20 protein-coding genes are annotated in these 13,974 nt (G+C 37.7%); all 20 read left to right on the top strand.

The window, feature by feature from the left end; all coding sequences use genetic code 11:
- Positions 1-21 precede the first annotated feature (21 nt).
- A complete protein-coding gene (locus tag H1220_04385) occupies positions 22-390 on the top strand; it encodes an HNH endonuclease (GenBank protein QMI86589.1) in 369 nt (122 codons plus the stop codon).
- 104 nt (positions 391-494) lie between these two features.
- Positions 495-1,073, top strand: coding sequence for a terminase (locus H1220_04380; protein ID QMI86588.1), 579 nt, complete (start codon positions 495-497; stop codon positions 1,071-1,073).
- A gap of 2 nt (positions 1,074-1,075) precedes the next feature.
- The gene (locus H1220_04375) at positions 1,076-1,858 is read left to right on the top strand and encodes an S-adenosylmethionine synthetase (protein ID QMI86587.1); all 783 of its coding nucleotides are present in this window, start codon (positions 1,076-1,078) and stop codon (positions 1,856-1,858) included.
- A 9-nt stretch (positions 1,859-1,867) separates the two neighbouring features.
- Positions 1,868-3,109 (top strand): site-specific DNA-methyltransferase, encoded by a 1,242-nt coding sequence (locus H1220_04370; protein QMI86586.1) that lies wholly within the window; start codon positions 1,868-1,870, stop codon positions 3,107-3,109.
- The gene (dcm, locus tag H1220_04365; GenBank protein QMI86585.1) at positions 3,102-4,541 is read left to right on the top strand and encodes a DNA (cytosine-5-)-methyltransferase; all 1,440 of its coding nucleotides are present in this window, start codon (positions 3,102-3,104) and stop codon (positions 4,539-4,541) included. The genes H1220_04370 and dcm overlap by 8 nt, the downstream gene beginning before the upstream one ends.
- Before the next feature lie 62 nt (positions 4,542-4,603).
- The gene (locus H1220_04360; protein ID QMI86584.1) at positions 4,604-4,795 is read left to right on the top strand and encodes a hypothetical protein; all 192 of its coding nucleotides are present in this window, start codon (positions 4,604-4,606) and stop codon (positions 4,793-4,795) included.
- Positions 4,776-4,997: a DUF4314 domain-containing protein gene (locus tag H1220_04355; protein QMI86583.1), complete on the top strand. Its 222-nt coding sequence runs from the start codon at positions 4,776-4,778 to the stop codon at positions 4,995-4,997. Before H1220_04360 ends, H1220_04355 begins: the two co-directional genes overlap by 20 nt.
- A 96-nt stretch (positions 4,998-5,093) precedes the next feature.
- Entirely contained in the window at positions 5,094-5,387 is a 294-nt protein-coding gene (locus H1220_04350; GenBank protein QMI86582.1) for a transcriptional regulator, read from the top strand.
- Between the two features lie 159 nt (positions 5,388-5,546).
- Positions 5,547-5,747, top strand: coding sequence for a hypothetical protein (locus H1220_04345; GenBank protein ID QMI86581.1), 201 nt, complete (start codon positions 5,547-5,549; stop codon positions 5,745-5,747).
- 36 nt (positions 5,748-5,783) lie between these two features.
- Positions 5,784-7,373, top strand: coding sequence for a terminase large subunit (locus H1220_04340; GenBank protein QMI86580.1), 1,590 nt, complete (start codon positions 5,784-5,786; stop codon positions 7,371-7,373).
- A gap of 62 nt (positions 7,374-7,435) precedes the next feature.
- Positions 7,436-8,032, top strand: a complete 597-nt coding sequence (locus H1220_04335) for a type IV toxin-antitoxin system AbiEi family antitoxin domain-containing protein (protein QMI86650.1) — start codon at positions 7,436-7,438, stop codon at positions 8,030-8,032.
- Entirely contained in the window at positions 8,025-8,858 is an 834-nt protein-coding gene (locus tag H1220_04330) for a nucleotidyl transferase AbiEii/AbiGii toxin family protein (GenBank protein QMI86651.1), read from the top strand. Before H1220_04335 ends, H1220_04330 begins: the two co-directional genes overlap by 8 nt.
- A 105-nt stretch (positions 8,859-8,963) precedes the next feature.
- The gene (locus tag H1220_04325) at positions 8,964-10,220 is read left to right on the top strand and encodes a phage portal protein (GenBank protein QMI86579.1); all 1,257 of its coding nucleotides are present in this window, start codon (positions 8,964-8,966) and stop codon (positions 10,218-10,220) included.
- Positions 10,180-10,896, top strand: coding sequence for a Clp protease ClpP (locus H1220_04320; GenBank protein QMI86578.1), 717 nt, complete (start codon positions 10,180-10,182; stop codon positions 10,894-10,896). Before H1220_04325 ends, H1220_04320 begins: the two co-directional genes overlap by 41 nt.
- A 5-nt stretch (positions 10,897-10,901) precedes the next feature.
- Entirely contained in the window at positions 10,902-12,068 is a 1,167-nt protein-coding gene (locus H1220_04315; GenBank protein ID QMI86577.1) for a phage major capsid protein, read from the top strand.
- 15 nt (positions 12,069-12,083) lie between these two features.
- The gene (locus tag H1220_04310) at positions 12,084-12,362 is read left to right on the top strand and encodes a phage gp6-like head-tail connector protein (GenBank protein ID QMI86576.1); all 279 of its coding nucleotides are present in this window, start codon (positions 12,084-12,086) and stop codon (positions 12,360-12,362) included.
- Entirely contained in the window at positions 12,362-12,694 is a 333-nt protein-coding gene (locus H1220_04305) for a phage head closure protein (GenBank protein ID QMI86575.1), read from the top strand. The genes H1220_04310 and H1220_04305 overlap by 1 nt, the downstream gene beginning before the upstream one ends.
- Complete coding sequence (locus H1220_04300) at positions 12,691-13,068, top strand: HK97 gp10 family phage protein (protein QMI86574.1); 378 nt, start codon at positions 12,691-12,693, stop codon at positions 13,066-13,068. Before H1220_04305 ends, H1220_04300 begins: the two co-directional genes overlap by 4 nt.
- Positions 13,061-13,411, top strand: coding sequence for a hypothetical protein (locus H1220_04295; GenBank protein QMI86573.1), 351 nt, complete (start codon positions 13,061-13,063; stop codon positions 13,409-13,411). Before H1220_04300 ends, H1220_04295 begins: the two co-directional genes overlap by 8 nt.
- Positions 13,384-13,968 (top strand): phage tail protein, encoded by a 585-nt coding sequence (locus H1220_04290; protein ID QMI86572.1) that lies wholly within the window; start codon positions 13,384-13,386, stop codon positions 13,966-13,968. Before H1220_04295 ends, H1220_04290 begins: the two co-directional genes overlap by 28 nt.
- Positions 13,969-13,974 lie beyond the last annotated feature (6 nt).

Here is a 13,974-nt window from a genome sequence, read left to right as displayed (position 1 = left end):
TTTCTTATGGGAGGAAATAAGATGCCAACAAAACCAAAACGACCGTGTTCGTATCCAATGTGTCCAAGCTTAACACACGGACAATTTTGTCAGGAGCACCAAAGACAAGAAAATAAACGCTACGAGAAGTACGACCGCAATCCAATCTTACGCAAAAGATATAACGGACAGTGGCGAAAGATACGTGCAAGATATGTTAAAGCTCATCCGTACTGTGAATTATGTTTTAAAGAAGGTTATATGAAACAGGTAGAAGAAGTTCATCACATCACCCCTTTATCTGAAGGAGGAACGCATAACAAGGAAAATTTAATTTCTTTATGTCAGTCTTGTCATGCACGCATTCATGCCAAAGATGGGAGTCGATGGCATAAAAACATTAAGGGGTAGGGGGATGAAAATCTCTACGATTGATCCCAAAGGATAACGGGTGCCTCCCGTCACGCACAAAAACGCCTATTCAAACAGGGTATATAAAACTGAAGGAGGAACATATGGCAAGAGATGGTACAAATCGTGGTGGTAGACGTAGAAATACTGGTCCAAAACCACAAACAGCCATAGATAAAATTCAAAAAGGACAAATGGTCAAAGTGATGCCAAACGATATTCTAGAACTTGATGTCCATGAATTGGATGCAGTTGATTTACCAGAAGGAGTCTTACTTGAAGGTAACACAATGCCCAAGCCGAGTGAGTATTTATCAGCGAATCAGAAGAACGGTTTACCACTTGGTGCTGATGTGATTTATGCTGAAATTTGGTTATGGCTTAAAGAACGCAACTGTGACAAGCTAGTGAATAAACGGTTGATTGAATCCTATGCACAAGCATTGGCAAGACATATCCAATGTGAAGAAGCTATGAGCAGTTATGGGTTGCTTGGTAAACATCCCACTACTGGTGCAGTGGTGACATCTCCCTTTGTGCAGATGTCGATTCAATTTCAAAAACAAGCCAACTTATTATGGTATGAAATTTATGATATCGTCAAACAAAATTGTACAGAAGTATTTGAAGATACAGGAAGCGATATGATGGAGCGTTTACTACGTTCTAGGAAAGGATTATAAATATGATTGAAAAAGTAAACCCACAACACCCAGACAAGATTGCTGATCGCATTGCAGGGGCCATTGTGGACTTAGCCTATACAAAGGAAGATAAACCAAAGATTGCGGTTGAGGTATTGATTGGACATGGTAAGTGTCATGTCATTATTGAAACCACAGTCACTTTAAAGAAAAAAGAGATTATCCCAATTATTGAACGCATTGCTGGTCAGATAGCGTGTGATATCACTATTGAAAAACAAGATGAACATTTGGCAAATAATCAAAAAGAAAAAATGCGATGTGGTGATAATGGTATCTTTAAGGGGGTTCCACTCACAGATGAACAGAAACGACTATCAGATATTGCACGAAATATTTATAGACAATACCCCTTTGATGGTAAATACATTTTAGACGGTGAAAAACTGATTATTTGTCAAAGTAATGCTTATACGCAGTTTTTACAAAGTCAATTTCCCAATGCCATCATTAATCCGTTAGGTGATTGGACAGGTGGGACGGATGTAGACACTGGTGCTACTAACCGTAAGCTAGGCAGTGACATGGCAGATTCAGTAACAGGTGGTGGTTTACATGGTAAAGATTTATCGAAAGCAGATGTATCGGTCAATATTTATGCCTTTTTAAGAGCACAACAGGTAAATGAACCTGTGTTTTTCTCATGTGCTATTGGCGATGAAACAATTGACGGTATACCGTATGAGGATATTGTCAACATCGCAAAAGAATATGTAGACGCCATCGGTGGTTTTGAAAAACTAGCCGAATGGGGTCTTTTTTAGAGGTGTGAGATGAACAAAGAAGCAACCTATTATTTAGCTAATATTCATGACCTTATCCCTTATGCGAACAATGCAAGGACGCATTCAGATACTCAAATTGCACAAATTGCTTCCAGCATAAAAGAGTTTGGGTTTCTTAATCCAATTATTGTATCACGTGATCACACAATTCTCTGTGGACACGGTCGTTATTATGCCGCACAAAAGTTAGGTTTGGAAAAGATACCCTGTATCAAAGAGGAACATCTAACGGAAGCACAAAAGAAAGCATATATTATCGCAGATAATAAACTAGCACTTAACGCTGGGTGGGATAATGACCTATTAACCATTGAGTTATCTGAATTACAAGGGTTAGACTTTGATTTAGACTTGCTTGGATTTGATGATAAAGAATTATCCAAACTGTTTGATGACGAAAAAGATATTCAAGAAGATGACTTTGATGTCAATGACGAGTTAACGAAACCAGCGATGACACAAGTCGGTGACATTTGGCATTTAGGCAAACATATGTTAATTTGTGGTGATTCTACGAAAGAAGAAACCTACAAAGCGTTACTGGATGATACAAAAGTGAATCTAGTGGTAACTGATCCACCTTATAATGTGAACTATGAAGGTAGTGCAGGAAAAATTAAAAACGATGATATGGAAGATGGAGTGTTTTATCAGTTCTTGTGTGATGCTTTTACGCAAGCTGAAAAGGTCATGGCGCAAGATGCAAGTATCTATGTCTTCCATGCAGATACGGAAGGTTATAACTTTAGAAAAGCATTTAAAGATGCAGGATTTTATTTATCAGGGACGTGTATTTGGAAAAAACAGTCACTTGTTTTGGGGAGAAGCCCTTATCAGTGGCAACATGAACCCATTTTGTTTGGTTGGAAACAAAAAGGTAAACATCAATGGTATACCGGTAGAAAAGAATCGACGATTTGGGAGTTTGATAAACCAAAGAAAAATGCAGACCATCCAACGATGAAACCCCTCGAGTTGATGGCTTATCCGATTAAAAATTCAAGTATGACCAATAGTGTTGTATTCGATATGTTTGGTGGTAGTGGGTCTACTTTATTGGCGAGTGACCAATTAGATCGCATATGTTACACCATTGAACTGGACGAAAAGTTTTGTGATGTGATTGTTAAGCGCTACATTGAACAAGTAGGGAAAACAGATAGTGTGTATGTCATTCGTGATGATAAGAAAATACCATACGATGACTTAGTAGGTGATGAAAATGCGTAAGTTAACAATGGGAAGTTTATTTTCAGGGTCAGGAGGTTTTGAACTCGCTTCAAAATTGTCTGGTATTACACCGATTTGGAATTCAGAAGTCGAACCGTTTCCTGTGCTTGTCACTAGGAAGAATTTCCCAGAAGTCAAACAATTAGGCAATATTCAACATATCAACGGCAAAAGAATACCACCAGTAGATATCATTACTTTTGGTAGTCCTTGTCAAGATTTATCTATAGCAGGCAAAAGACAAGGGTTGGACGGTAAAAAGTCTAACCTTTTTTATGAAGCTATTCGAGTAATTAAAGAAATGAGGGAGGCAACAAATGGCAACTATCCACGATTTATCATCTGGGAAAATGTCCCAGGTGCCTTCTCAAGCAACAAAGGAGAAGATTTCAGATGTGTCCTTGAAGCCATCTGCCACATCAAAGACATACAGACATCTATCCCTAGACCTTCAAAATGGGCAAATAGTGGCAACATCGTGGGTGGAACATTCTCTCTTGCATGGCGAGTGTTGGACGCTCGGTATTTTGGAGTCCCCCAAAGACGCAAAAGAATCTTTCTTGTCGCAGATTTTAATGGCAGATGTGCCAGTGAAATATTATTTGACGAAAAAAGCGTGCCAAGGGATATTGAAACGAGCAGCACTACGAAACAAGACACTACCAACAATACTAGAACAAGCCCTACGTTATGCCTAAATGACCAAGGTGGAGAGCGTATGGACGTGACAGAAGATTTCACAGCCACACTTCGTGCCAAAGGGAATCGAGCCCCGTATGTGTTTGACAATCACGGACAAGACAGTCGATTTAATGGACCGCTTGACGTATCCCCAACATTGGGGGCAAACCTTGGTTTAGGGGGCAATAATCAACCATTGGTAGTGGATGCCAAAACTTACGACATTCGTTTGACAAGCGAAAACACACGCAATGTCAGGGCGAATGTTTACGAAACAGATACCTCAAGAACGATTGATACTGGTGGAAACAATCCAGACAGAAATCAAGGTGGATTAGCTGTGGTGTATTCCACCAGTAAAAACTCACACCATACAATCGCTAATGTGAATGAAGTTGGGACGCTTGTGGCAAGTGATTATAAAGATCCACCAACCGTCATGGAAAGAAACTTAAAGGTGCGTAGATTAACACCATTAGAGTGTGGTCGATTACAAGGCTTTCCAGATGATTGGTGTAAGGATTTAGCGGTTTTAGCACCAAGTGAGGAAGATTTGATATTTTGGAAAAATGTTTTTGAAGAGCATCGAATCATCAACGGACAGAAGAAAGCGAAATCTGACAAACAATTAGTAAAGTGGTTATCTAATCCATATTCAGATACTGCAGAATATAAGATGTGGGGTAACGGTGTCGCACTACCTTGTGTCATTTATCTGATGAAAAAAATCTTCGAAATAGCGAACAAATGACTTGATAAATAATCGGTTTAGAGTGATATATAGTGTAACGAAAATACAGGAGGTTAATTCTGATGACACAAGCATTAAACGAAAAATTATACGAGGTTGCAGAAAAGCATATTTTTTCTTTAGAAGGTAGAGGCGATTTAGTACCTAGAATGCGAGATAACGATGATTTTTTGGATGTTTATGTGATGAGTTTAGAGAAACTTTTAAAAGAAGTCTATGAGTTGGGAAAAGCAGATGGAAAAAATGAAAAATAACATTGAGAAATTAAGATTGGAGTACCAAAACGGTACTCGAGTGAAACTTGTTAAAATGGATGACAAACAAGCGCCACCTATTGGCACAAAAGGGACTGTGTTAGGAGTAGATGACATTGGCTCTATTATGGTTTCTTGGGATAATGGTAGTCGATTGAGTGTCGTATTGGGTGAAGATTGTTGTATGAAACTTGATGATTAAAAAAATTGAATCATCATGAGAAATAATTAAAAAAGACTTGATATTTATAGTGTTTAGAGTGATATATAGTGTAACGAAACAAAAGGAGAAAACACCATGTACAGACATACACAAGAAGCACTCAACGGATTAAAAACAGAAATAAAAGCCTGCAAAAAATATGTAGATTTAGCTACTCAACAAGCACAAAAAGGAAACGTAGGCAATGCGATTCAATTTTTAGAGATTGCCCAAACGGCAAGGACGTGTGCCAACCAAGCACATGAAGCCTTATGGGATTTATCAAAAGGGCAACTAAGTGATGACGCATTTGATCGTTTTTGCGAAGCAGAAACCCTAAGTCAAGTGATACACAAGGCACATAAAGCCATTCAACAAGCAAGATTTTAAGAAAAATGGATTGGATAGGGGTTTATACAAGTTTGTCACGTTCATTGAAGAAGATAAAAAAGAATGTCGTAAAATCATTCTAAATAGTGAAAAAACACTTGATAAATAGTCGTTTTAGAGTGATATATCGTGTAACAACATGAAAGCGAGGCAATGAACATGACAAGATTTGAAAAACATTTTAACATGATACAAGTTGATCCATTTTCAGCAAGAGAGATTTTAGAAGAAAGACAACAGGAACTGAATCGTTTAAAAAACAAACGAGACTGTTGTAAAAATGGATTTAGATGGCAATGTATCACACAAGAATTAGAACAGCTAGAAAAAGAATATCAATTTTTAGATGCATTGATTTAGGAGCATTGGCTCCTTTTTTTGTTGGGAGGACAGAACATGACCTATAAACCAAGTCCGTTTAAATTAAAGACATCAACCTATAATAAAGAGTTCGCTGACTATGCCGTCAATTTTATTGAATGCCTATCGCATACTAAAGGCACATGGGCAGGGAAGCCATTCAAACTTCTTCAATGGCAAGAACAAATCATCAGAGATTTATTTGGGATAGTCAAGCCAGATGGGTATCGACAGTTTAATACGGCATACATTGAAATCCCTAAAAAGATGGGTAAGAGTGAGTTAGCGGCTGCTGTTGCATTATTGCTTTGTTGCGGAGATTTTGAAGAACGTGCTGAAGTCTATGGTTGTGCAGCAGACCGACAACAAGCGAGTATTGTCTTTGAAGTAGCAGCAGATATGGTAAGAATGTGTCCTGCATTAAATAAGCGAGTTAAGATTCTAGCTTCTCAAAAACGGCTTGTGTATTTACCAACCAACAGTTTTTATCAAGTCTTATCAGCTGAGGCTTACTCCAAGCATGGTTTTAATATTCACGGTGTGGTGTTTGATGAATTGCATACACAGCCCAACAGAAAGCTCTTTGACGTTATGACCAAAGGGAGTGGAGATGCACGCACACAGCCCCTTTATTTTTTAATCACAACGGCTGGTACAGATACCCATTCGATTTGTTTTGAAACGCACCAAAAAGCAAAGGACATCTTAGACGGACGGAAAGTCGACCCTACTTTTTATCCCGTCATATACGGTGCGGATGAAAATGATGATTGGACCGATCCAAAGGTGTGGCATAAAGCCAATCCGTCACTTGGTGTGACCGTACCGATTGAAAAGGTGGAAATGGCATGTGAATCGGCTAAACAAAATCCAGGAGAAGAAAATGCCTTTAGGCAACTGCGACTCAATCAATGGGTTAAACAAGCCATTCGTTGGATGCCAATGGAGAAATGGGATGCGTGTGCGTTTAGTGTGAATGAAGAAGACCTAGAAGGTCGTGTGTGTTATGGAGGCTTAGACTTATCTTCTACAACTGACTTGACTGCGTTTGTATTAGTCTTTCCACCAGAAGATGAAGACGATAAATATGTGATACTACCATACTTTTGGTTGCCAGAAGATACCATTCCATTAAGAGTTAGACGTGACCATGTGCCGTATGATTTATGGGAGAAGCAAGGGCATGTTGAAACGACAGAAGGAAATGTTGTGCATTACGGTCATATTGAAAAATTTATTGAACGATTAGGTCAAATATTTAACATTAAAGAAATTGCCTTTGACCGTTGGGGAGCCGTTCAAATGGTTCAAAATTTAGAAGGCATGGGCTTTACAGTGGTGCCATTTGGTCAAGGATTTAAAGATATGAGCCCACCAACTAAGGAACTTATGAAATTAACCCTAGAGAAGAAAATCGCACATGGGGGGCATCCTGTTTTAAGATGGAATATGGATAACATTTTTATTCGAACAGACCCAGCAGGAAATATCAAAGCAGATAAAGAAAAATCAACAGAAAAGATTGACGGTGCCATTGCGACTATTATGGCATTAGATAGAGCTATTCGTTGTGGGAATGTCAATACGGAAAGTGTGTATGATGGGCGCGGAATTTTGTTTATGTAACCTTAAGCTTGCATTTGTGCGTTATTTATTTTATAATAAAGCACAAAAGGAAGTGCGAAATGATGAATGAAGATAAGATAAGAAAAATGATAGAAAAAAATAATGGTATCATAACAGCTAAAGAAGTATCAGAGAGTGAAGTAGAATCATGGTACCTTACGAATATGGTAAAAAAAGGAAAGCTCGAAAGAGTTGCAAGAGGTATTTATTTTGATTCTAATTATGATAATTACGATGAACTTTATATTTTTCAACTTAAAAACAAAGCATGCATTTATTCCTACCAAACGGCACTATATCTTTATGGTTTGACCGATAGAATCCCCTTTATTAATGAAGTCACTGTGAAACAAGGATATAATGCATGGCGTATCAAAGAAACAGTCTTTGTTCATCAAATAAAAAAAGAATGGTATGAGATAGGATTGACTAAAGTTATGACAGAGATGGGAAATCTTGTATATGCTTATGATATGGAAAGAACTCTTTGTGATTTGGTAAGAGATAGAAAAAACCAAGATGTAGAAATATTTTCAAAAGCTTGGAATTTTTATCTAAAGAAAGGTTCCAGAGACATATGGAAACTTAGAGAGTATGCTAAGGCATTTAATATATCACAGCAGATAGAGGAAATACTGGAGGTAATTGTTCATGAATAAAGATAGTATTACGCAAAAATTAAGAAACAAGGCTAAAGAACTAGAATTAAATTACAATACAGTATTAAGTAAATTTTTCTTTGATGAATTTTTGAAATTACTAGCAAACAGCAATCATAAAGAAAATTTTATGCTCAAGGGAGGAATGCTTTTAACGTATGCATTAGGCATTCAAAATAGATCTACTCAAGACATTGATTTTTTAGTAAAAGGAATAAAATTGAATGCTACAGAAATAAAAAAAGTTTTAGAAGATATTTTAGGAAAAACGAATCAATCGGATATATGGTTTGAATTGATTAGTGATGTGCAAGAAATTCGAGTAGAAGATGAATATGGTGGATTGAAGTTTCATGTAATTGGGCATTTATCAAATATTAGAATTCCTTTTTCTATTGATGTTGCAACAGGTGACCCAATCTTTCCGTATCCAAAAATAGAGAACTATACTACAATTTTAGGCGATAATATTGAATTAAAAATATATCCATTGGAATCTGTGTTATCAGAGAAACTACAGACAGTATTGGCAAGAGCAGAAAATAATAGTAGAAGTAAAGATTTCTATGATATTTATGCTATTTTGAATAATAAATTAGAAATGGTAGATACAGAACAGCTTAAAATAGCCGTTCTCATGACATTTAAATATAGAAAGACAGAAATTACAAAAGATGAAGCGAAACAAATTATTGACAATATTAATAATGATTCTTTAGTTAAAGAAAGATGGATAAGATATCAAAAGAAAAATCCATATGCTAAAGATATTGAATTTAATGAAATCGTTAAGTGTTTAAATGATTTAGTTGAATTGTCCATGTAAGACAAAAACTTAAAATGGTCTTTTTTTAAGGGGAATATCATAATTAAGGGAAAGTATCTACTGAAAAGTAGGTGCTTTTATTATACTTAAAATTGGGAGGCAACAATGAAATTATTTAGTGGGCTATTTCGTTCAAGAGATAAACCAGAAAACAAACTCAGCAATAATAGTTATTCCTTTTTCATTGGGCAATCATCTAGTGGGAAACGAGTCAATGAACGAACGGCGATGACCATGAGTGCGGTGTATTCGTGTGTCCGTATTTTATCGGAGACATTGGCAAGTTTACCCCTTCATGTGTATGAGATAACAGATGTGGGGAGTCAAAAAGCAACGAATCATAGTTTATATAACCTCCTGCACAATGAACCAAATAGTGAAATGACGAGTTTTATCTTTCGAGAAACCTTGATGACACACTTACTCTTGTGGGGGAATGCTTATGCACAAATCATCCGTAATGGCAAAGGGGATGTGGTGGGGTTATACCCACTTATGCCAGATAAAATGACGGTGGATAGAGATGACAACCATACGATTTATTATGAATATCTAAGTACTAATGGGGAACGAGTGAGATTATCCTATCAAGATGTGCTACACATACCAGGTTTAGGTTTTGATGGTTTGGTTGGTTACTCACCGATTGCGATGGCAAAAAATGCGATTGGCATGTCGATTGCCGCAGAAGAATATGGGGCAAAGTTCTTTTCTAATGGGGCAACACCATCGGGTATTTTAGAACATCCAGGGACGGTTAAAAATGCAGAAAGTCTAAGGGAAAGTTGGACAAGGGGCTTTTCAGGGAATAACTCGCATAAGGTGGCGATTTTAGAAGAAGGCATGAAGTACACGCCCATTTCTATATCGCCTAATGAAGCACAGTTTTTAGAAACACGTAAATTTCAACTAAACGAGATCGCTCGCATTTTTAGGATTCCACCCCATATGGTAGGAGATCTTGAAAAGTCGAGCTTTTCTAATATCGAACAACAGTCACTTGAATTTGTGAAATACACCTTAGATCCATGGGTGATTCGGTTTGAACAAGCCTTTAATCGCAGATTACTAAAAGATAAAGAAAAAGCACAGTTTTATGTGAAGTTTAATGTGGATGGTCTGCTTCGTGGCGATTATCAGTCACGTATGAATGGCTATGCGGTAGGTCGTCAAAATGGGTGGATGAGTGCGAATGATATTCGTCTACTAGAAAACCTAGATAGAATACCTACTGAAGAAGGTGGTGACTTATATTTAGTGAATGGGAATATGTTACCACTAAAACACGCAGGAGCATTCGCAAATTTGAATAAGGAGGAAAATGCCAGTGAGGAAGTTTTGGAATTGGAAAACAAACAATAAGGATGAACATCTATTGTTTTTAAATGGCACGATTGCAGAGGAGTCTTGGTTTGATGATGACGTCACGCCAAGACTTTTTAAATCGGAATTAGACAAGCATCAGGGAGATATTACCGTGTGGATTAATTCGCCAGGTGGGGATTGTATCGCGGCTGCTCAAATTTACAACATGTTAATGAACCATAAAGGAGAAGTAGTCATCAAAATTGATGGGATTGCCGCAAGTGCCGCATCGGTGATTGCCATGGCAGGGACAAAGGTGTTGATGAGCCCCGTTTCCATGATGATGATTCATAATCCTATGACGATTGCTTTTGGAGACAAAGAGCATATGAAACAAGCCATTTCTATGTTGGATGAGGTAAAAGAATCCATTATGAATGCCTATGAAATCAAAACAGGTTTAAATCGTCAAAAACTATCCAATATGATGGATGGTGAAACGTGGATGAATGTTCATAAAGCCATTGAATTGGGATTTTGTGATGGGTTACTCGAGCGAGAGGGCAATGAAACAATTGAGGTAGTTGTCGTATCAAACGCATATTCAAAAATGGTGGTTGAAAATTCACTCAAAGAAAAATTGGTTGAAAAATGTCACATTCAGCCAAAAATCAACACAGCACAGTCGCAAGATTTACTAGACAGACTTAACTTAATCAAAAATTGGAGGTAATACATATGAGCAAGTTATTAGACATGATTGAAAAAAGAAATATTGCATGGGAAGGTGCGAAAGCCTTTGTGGAAGCAAACAAAGATAAAGACGGGTTACTTACCGAAGAACAGACCAAACAGTACCAAGAAATGGAACAAAGAGTAATGAACTTCAGTAAAGAAATTGACCGTCTGCAACGTGAAGAACAATTGGATAAATTGATGGAAAAACCCATCAATACACCGATTAAAGAAAAACCAAGACAAGAAGCTATCGAAGAAAAAACAGGACGTGCTAGTCAAGAATACAAAACGAGTATGCTTCAAGCCTTACGTTCCAACTTTAAACAAGTATCGAATGTCCTACAAGAAGGTGTGGATGCCGATGGTGGGTATTTAGTACCAGAAGAGTATGATAGTCGCTTAATTCAAGTGTTAGAGGATGAAAATATTGTTCGTTCTTTAGCCACAGTCATTACAACAGCAGGCAATCATAAAATAAACATCGCCGGTTCAAGTCCAGCAGCGGCTTGGATTGACGAAGGAGCAGCATTATCCTTTGGAGAGGCGACGTTTAGTCAGATGTTATTAGATGCCCACAAACTGCATGTGGCCATTAAAGTGACAGAAGAATTACTGTATGATAGCGCCTTTAACTTGGAAAGTTATATCACTGAACAATTTGGTAAAGCACTGGCTAATGCAGAAGAAGATGCCTTTTTAAATGGTGATGGGAACAACAAGCCAACAGGTATTTTCCATGAAAGCAATGGTGGTACGTTCCTAGATAAAGTGACAGCAATTAAAGCCGATGATGTGATTAATTTGATTCATGCCTTGAAACGTCCATATCGTAAAAATGCGGTGTTCATCACAAACGATAAGACCATCGCTCAAATTCGTAAGTTCAAGGATAGTAACGGCGCCTACATTTGGCAACCAAGCTATCAACAAGGGGAACCGGACAGATTGTTAGGGTATCCGATTTACACCTCTGCTTTTGCACCAGAAAATGCAATCGCCTTTGGGGACTTTAGTTATTACAACATTGGAGATCGTGGTGCTCGTTCCTTTAAAGCCTTAACGGAGTTATTCGCAGGGAATGGGATGATTGGTTATGTGGCAAAAGAACGTGTAGATGGTAAGTTGATTGTCAAAGAAGCTGTTCAGATTTTAAGTACACAAGGGTAACAGGAGGTTTAAGCAGTGGGTTTAACATTAGATGACGTCAAACAGTACTTAAGAATTGATTCGAGCGATGATGACTCACTGCTTGAATCTTTGATGGCAACTGCTAAACATTTATGTATGCACATTTTGAGAGTGGATGATTTGTCGTCTACTCTTTTATTGTCAGAAGAAGTTCATACAGCCATGCTTTATGCCATTGCCTATTTATATGAACACCGAGAAGAAGCCAACCATAAGGACTTAACCTTGACATTAAGAAGTTTATTGTTTGGGCTTAGAAAGGTGGACTTTTAATGAAGGTGAGTTTATTGAATACTAGAATCACCATACAAGTAACAACTATTGAAACAGATGATATTGGCAATCAAACAGAGGTATGGAAAGAGCTGTATTCGTGTTATGCGACCGTCAGTAGTGAAAGTCCACTGGAACAAACGGCAACAGGTGCTGTATGGGATCATACTAAACTTGATTTTACGATTCGGTATGCCTCTGAAGTGGCACAGTTAGACAGTACCCATTTCCGAGTTGTTTTTGATCATCATCTTTATAACATTAAAGGGGTAGACCACATGAATCACAAGAAAAAAGCCATCAAACTGCATTGTCAACGGGTGGAGAGATGAAAGTAAAGTTAGATGATTTAGCTCAAGTGATTCAAAAAGAACTCGAGCAGTATCAAAAGCTAACCAATGAGCAGATTAAAGTAACGGTTAAAGAAGTTGGTCAAGAAACAAAAGCACGTATGCAATCTACTGCCCCTAAAAGAAGTGGTCGGTATCGTAACAGTTGGGTAGTAACCACCACAAAAGAAAATCGTAACAGCATGAATGTTGTGGTGCATTCAAGAAATCAGTATCAACTCACACACTTATTAGAATTTGGTCATGCCAAACGAAATGGGGGGCGAACGACAGCGATACCCCATATTGCACAAGCAGAACAAGAAGCAGTCACGTCTTTTGAAAATAAAGTAAAGGAGATTTTAGAAAATGGTTAGTGTCATAGCACTGATGAAACAAATCGACTTGCCGTTTGCTTACCATCATTTCGCAGAAAGTAACGTACCAAACCCACCGTTTATGCTTTATGTGTTACCTAGCACCAATCATTTTAAAGCGGATGGGAGAATTCATCATAAAATTGTGGTCGTGCATTTGGAGTTGTACACGGATAAAAAAGATGTGGTATCCGAGCGAAAGATTGAATTCGTCTTGGATCAAGCAGAGATTGTTTATCGTAAAAGCGAAGTATGGATAGAGAGTGAAAAACTCTATGAAGTTTTATATACATTTGAAATGGAGGAAGAAAAAATATGGGAAACAAAGTCAAATACAATTTAAAGAATGTTCATGCCGCAAAACTCACGAAAAGCCCTGAAGGGACATTTACTTATGGCACACCTAAGCCCATTTTAGGGGCTGTTAGTATTAGTTTAGAAGCAGAAGGCGAATCCAGTCCATTTTATGCCGATGGGATTGTTTACTTTAGGTCGACATCCAACAATGGATATAGTGGGGATTTGGAAATTGCCTTAATACCTGAGTGGTTTAGAACAGAAATCTTGAATGAAGAATTGGATAAAAATGGTGTTTTGGTTGAAAAAGCAACGGTAAAAGAAACCGAGAAATTTGCCCTGTTATTTGAATTTGATGGGGATGAAAAAGCGATTCGTCACGTTTTATATAATTGTTCAACCTCTCGCCCATCGATTGAATCAGAAACAAAAGAAGAGTCGATTAGTCCAGGGACGGAAAAGTTAACCTTAACAGCAGATCCTAGAGAAGATGGGTTAGTGAAATCACGCACTGGAGATACCACACAGGATACAGCCTATCAAAATTGGTACAAAGCAGTTTATGTACCAACAGCTCAAACAGTAAGTAGTCCATCACGATAGGAGGTT

The sequence above is a fragment of the Carnobacteriaceae bacterium zg-84 genome (assembly GCA_013874835.1).
In the GTDB taxonomy this organism is placed as follows: Bacteria; Bacillota; Bacilli; order Lactobacillales; family Aerococcaceae; genus WM01.
The sequence above is the reverse complement of the archived record's forward strand: the minus strand, read 5'-3'. Positions and strand labels throughout refer to the sequence as shown.

Bases quoted from the DNA above. Each gene is read 5' to 3' on its own strand.
- H1220_04385 (QMI86589.1), top strand. From the start codon at position 22: ATGCCAACAAAACCAAAACGACCGTGTTCGTATCCAATGTGTCCAAGC.
- H1220_04380 (QMI86588.1), top strand. From the start codon at position 495: ATGGCAAGAGATGGTACAAATCGTGGTGGTAGACGTAGAAATACTGGT.
- H1220_04375 (QMI86587.1), top strand. From the start codon at position 1,076: ATGATTGAAAAAGTAAACCCACAACACCCAGACAAGATTGCTGATCGC.
- H1220_04370 (QMI86586.1), top strand. From the start codon at position 1,868: ATGAACAAAGAAGCAACCTATTATTTAGCTAATATTCATGACCTTATC.
- dcm (QMI86585.1), top strand. From the start codon at position 3,102: ATGCGTAAGTTAACAATGGGAAGTTTATTTTCAGGGTCAGGAGGTTTT.
- H1220_04360 (QMI86584.1), top strand. From the start codon at position 4,604: ATGACACAAGCATTAAACGAAAAATTATACGAGGTTGCAGAAAAGCAT.
- H1220_04355 (QMI86583.1), top strand. From the start codon at position 4,776: ATGGAAAAAATGAAAAATAACATTGAGAAATTAAGATTGGAGTACCAA.
- H1220_04350 (QMI86582.1), top strand. From the start codon at position 5,094: ATGTACAGACATACACAAGAAGCACTCAACGGATTAAAAACAGAAATA.
- H1220_04345 (QMI86581.1), top strand. From the start codon at position 5,547: ATGACAAGATTTGAAAAACATTTTAACATGATACAAGTTGATCCATTT.
- H1220_04340 (QMI86580.1), top strand. From the start codon at position 5,784: ATGACCTATAAACCAAGTCCGTTTAAATTAAAGACATCAACCTATAAT.
- H1220_04335 (QMI86650.1), top strand. From the start codon at position 7,436: ATGAATGAAGATAAGATAAGAAAAATGATAGAAAAAAATAATGGTATC.
- H1220_04330 (QMI86651.1), top strand. From the start codon at position 8,025: ATGAATAAAGATAGTATTACGCAAAAATTAAGAAACAAGGCTAAAGAA.
- H1220_04325 (QMI86579.1), top strand. From the start codon at position 8,964: ATGAAATTATTTAGTGGGCTATTTCGTTCAAGAGATAAACCAGAAAAC.
- H1220_04320 (QMI86578.1), top strand. From the start codon at position 10,180: ATGCCAGTGAGGAAGTTTTGGAATTGGAAAACAAACAATAAGGATGAA.
- H1220_04315 (QMI86577.1), top strand. From the start codon at position 10,902: ATGAGCAAGTTATTAGACATGATTGAAAAAAGAAATATTGCATGGGAA.
- H1220_04305 (QMI86575.1), top strand. From the start codon at position 12,362: ATGAAGGTGAGTTTATTGAATACTAGAATCACCATACAAGTAACAACT.
- H1220_04300 (QMI86574.1), top strand. From the start codon at position 12,691: ATGAAAGTAAAGTTAGATGATTTAGCTCAAGTGATTCAAAAAGAACTC.
- H1220_04295 (QMI86573.1), top strand. From the start codon at position 13,061: ATGGTTAGTGTCATAGCACTGATGAAACAAATCGACTTGCCGTTTGCT.
- H1220_04290 (QMI86572.1), top strand. From the start codon at position 13,384: ATGGGAAACAAAGTCAAATACAATTTAAAGAATGTTCATGCCGCAAAA.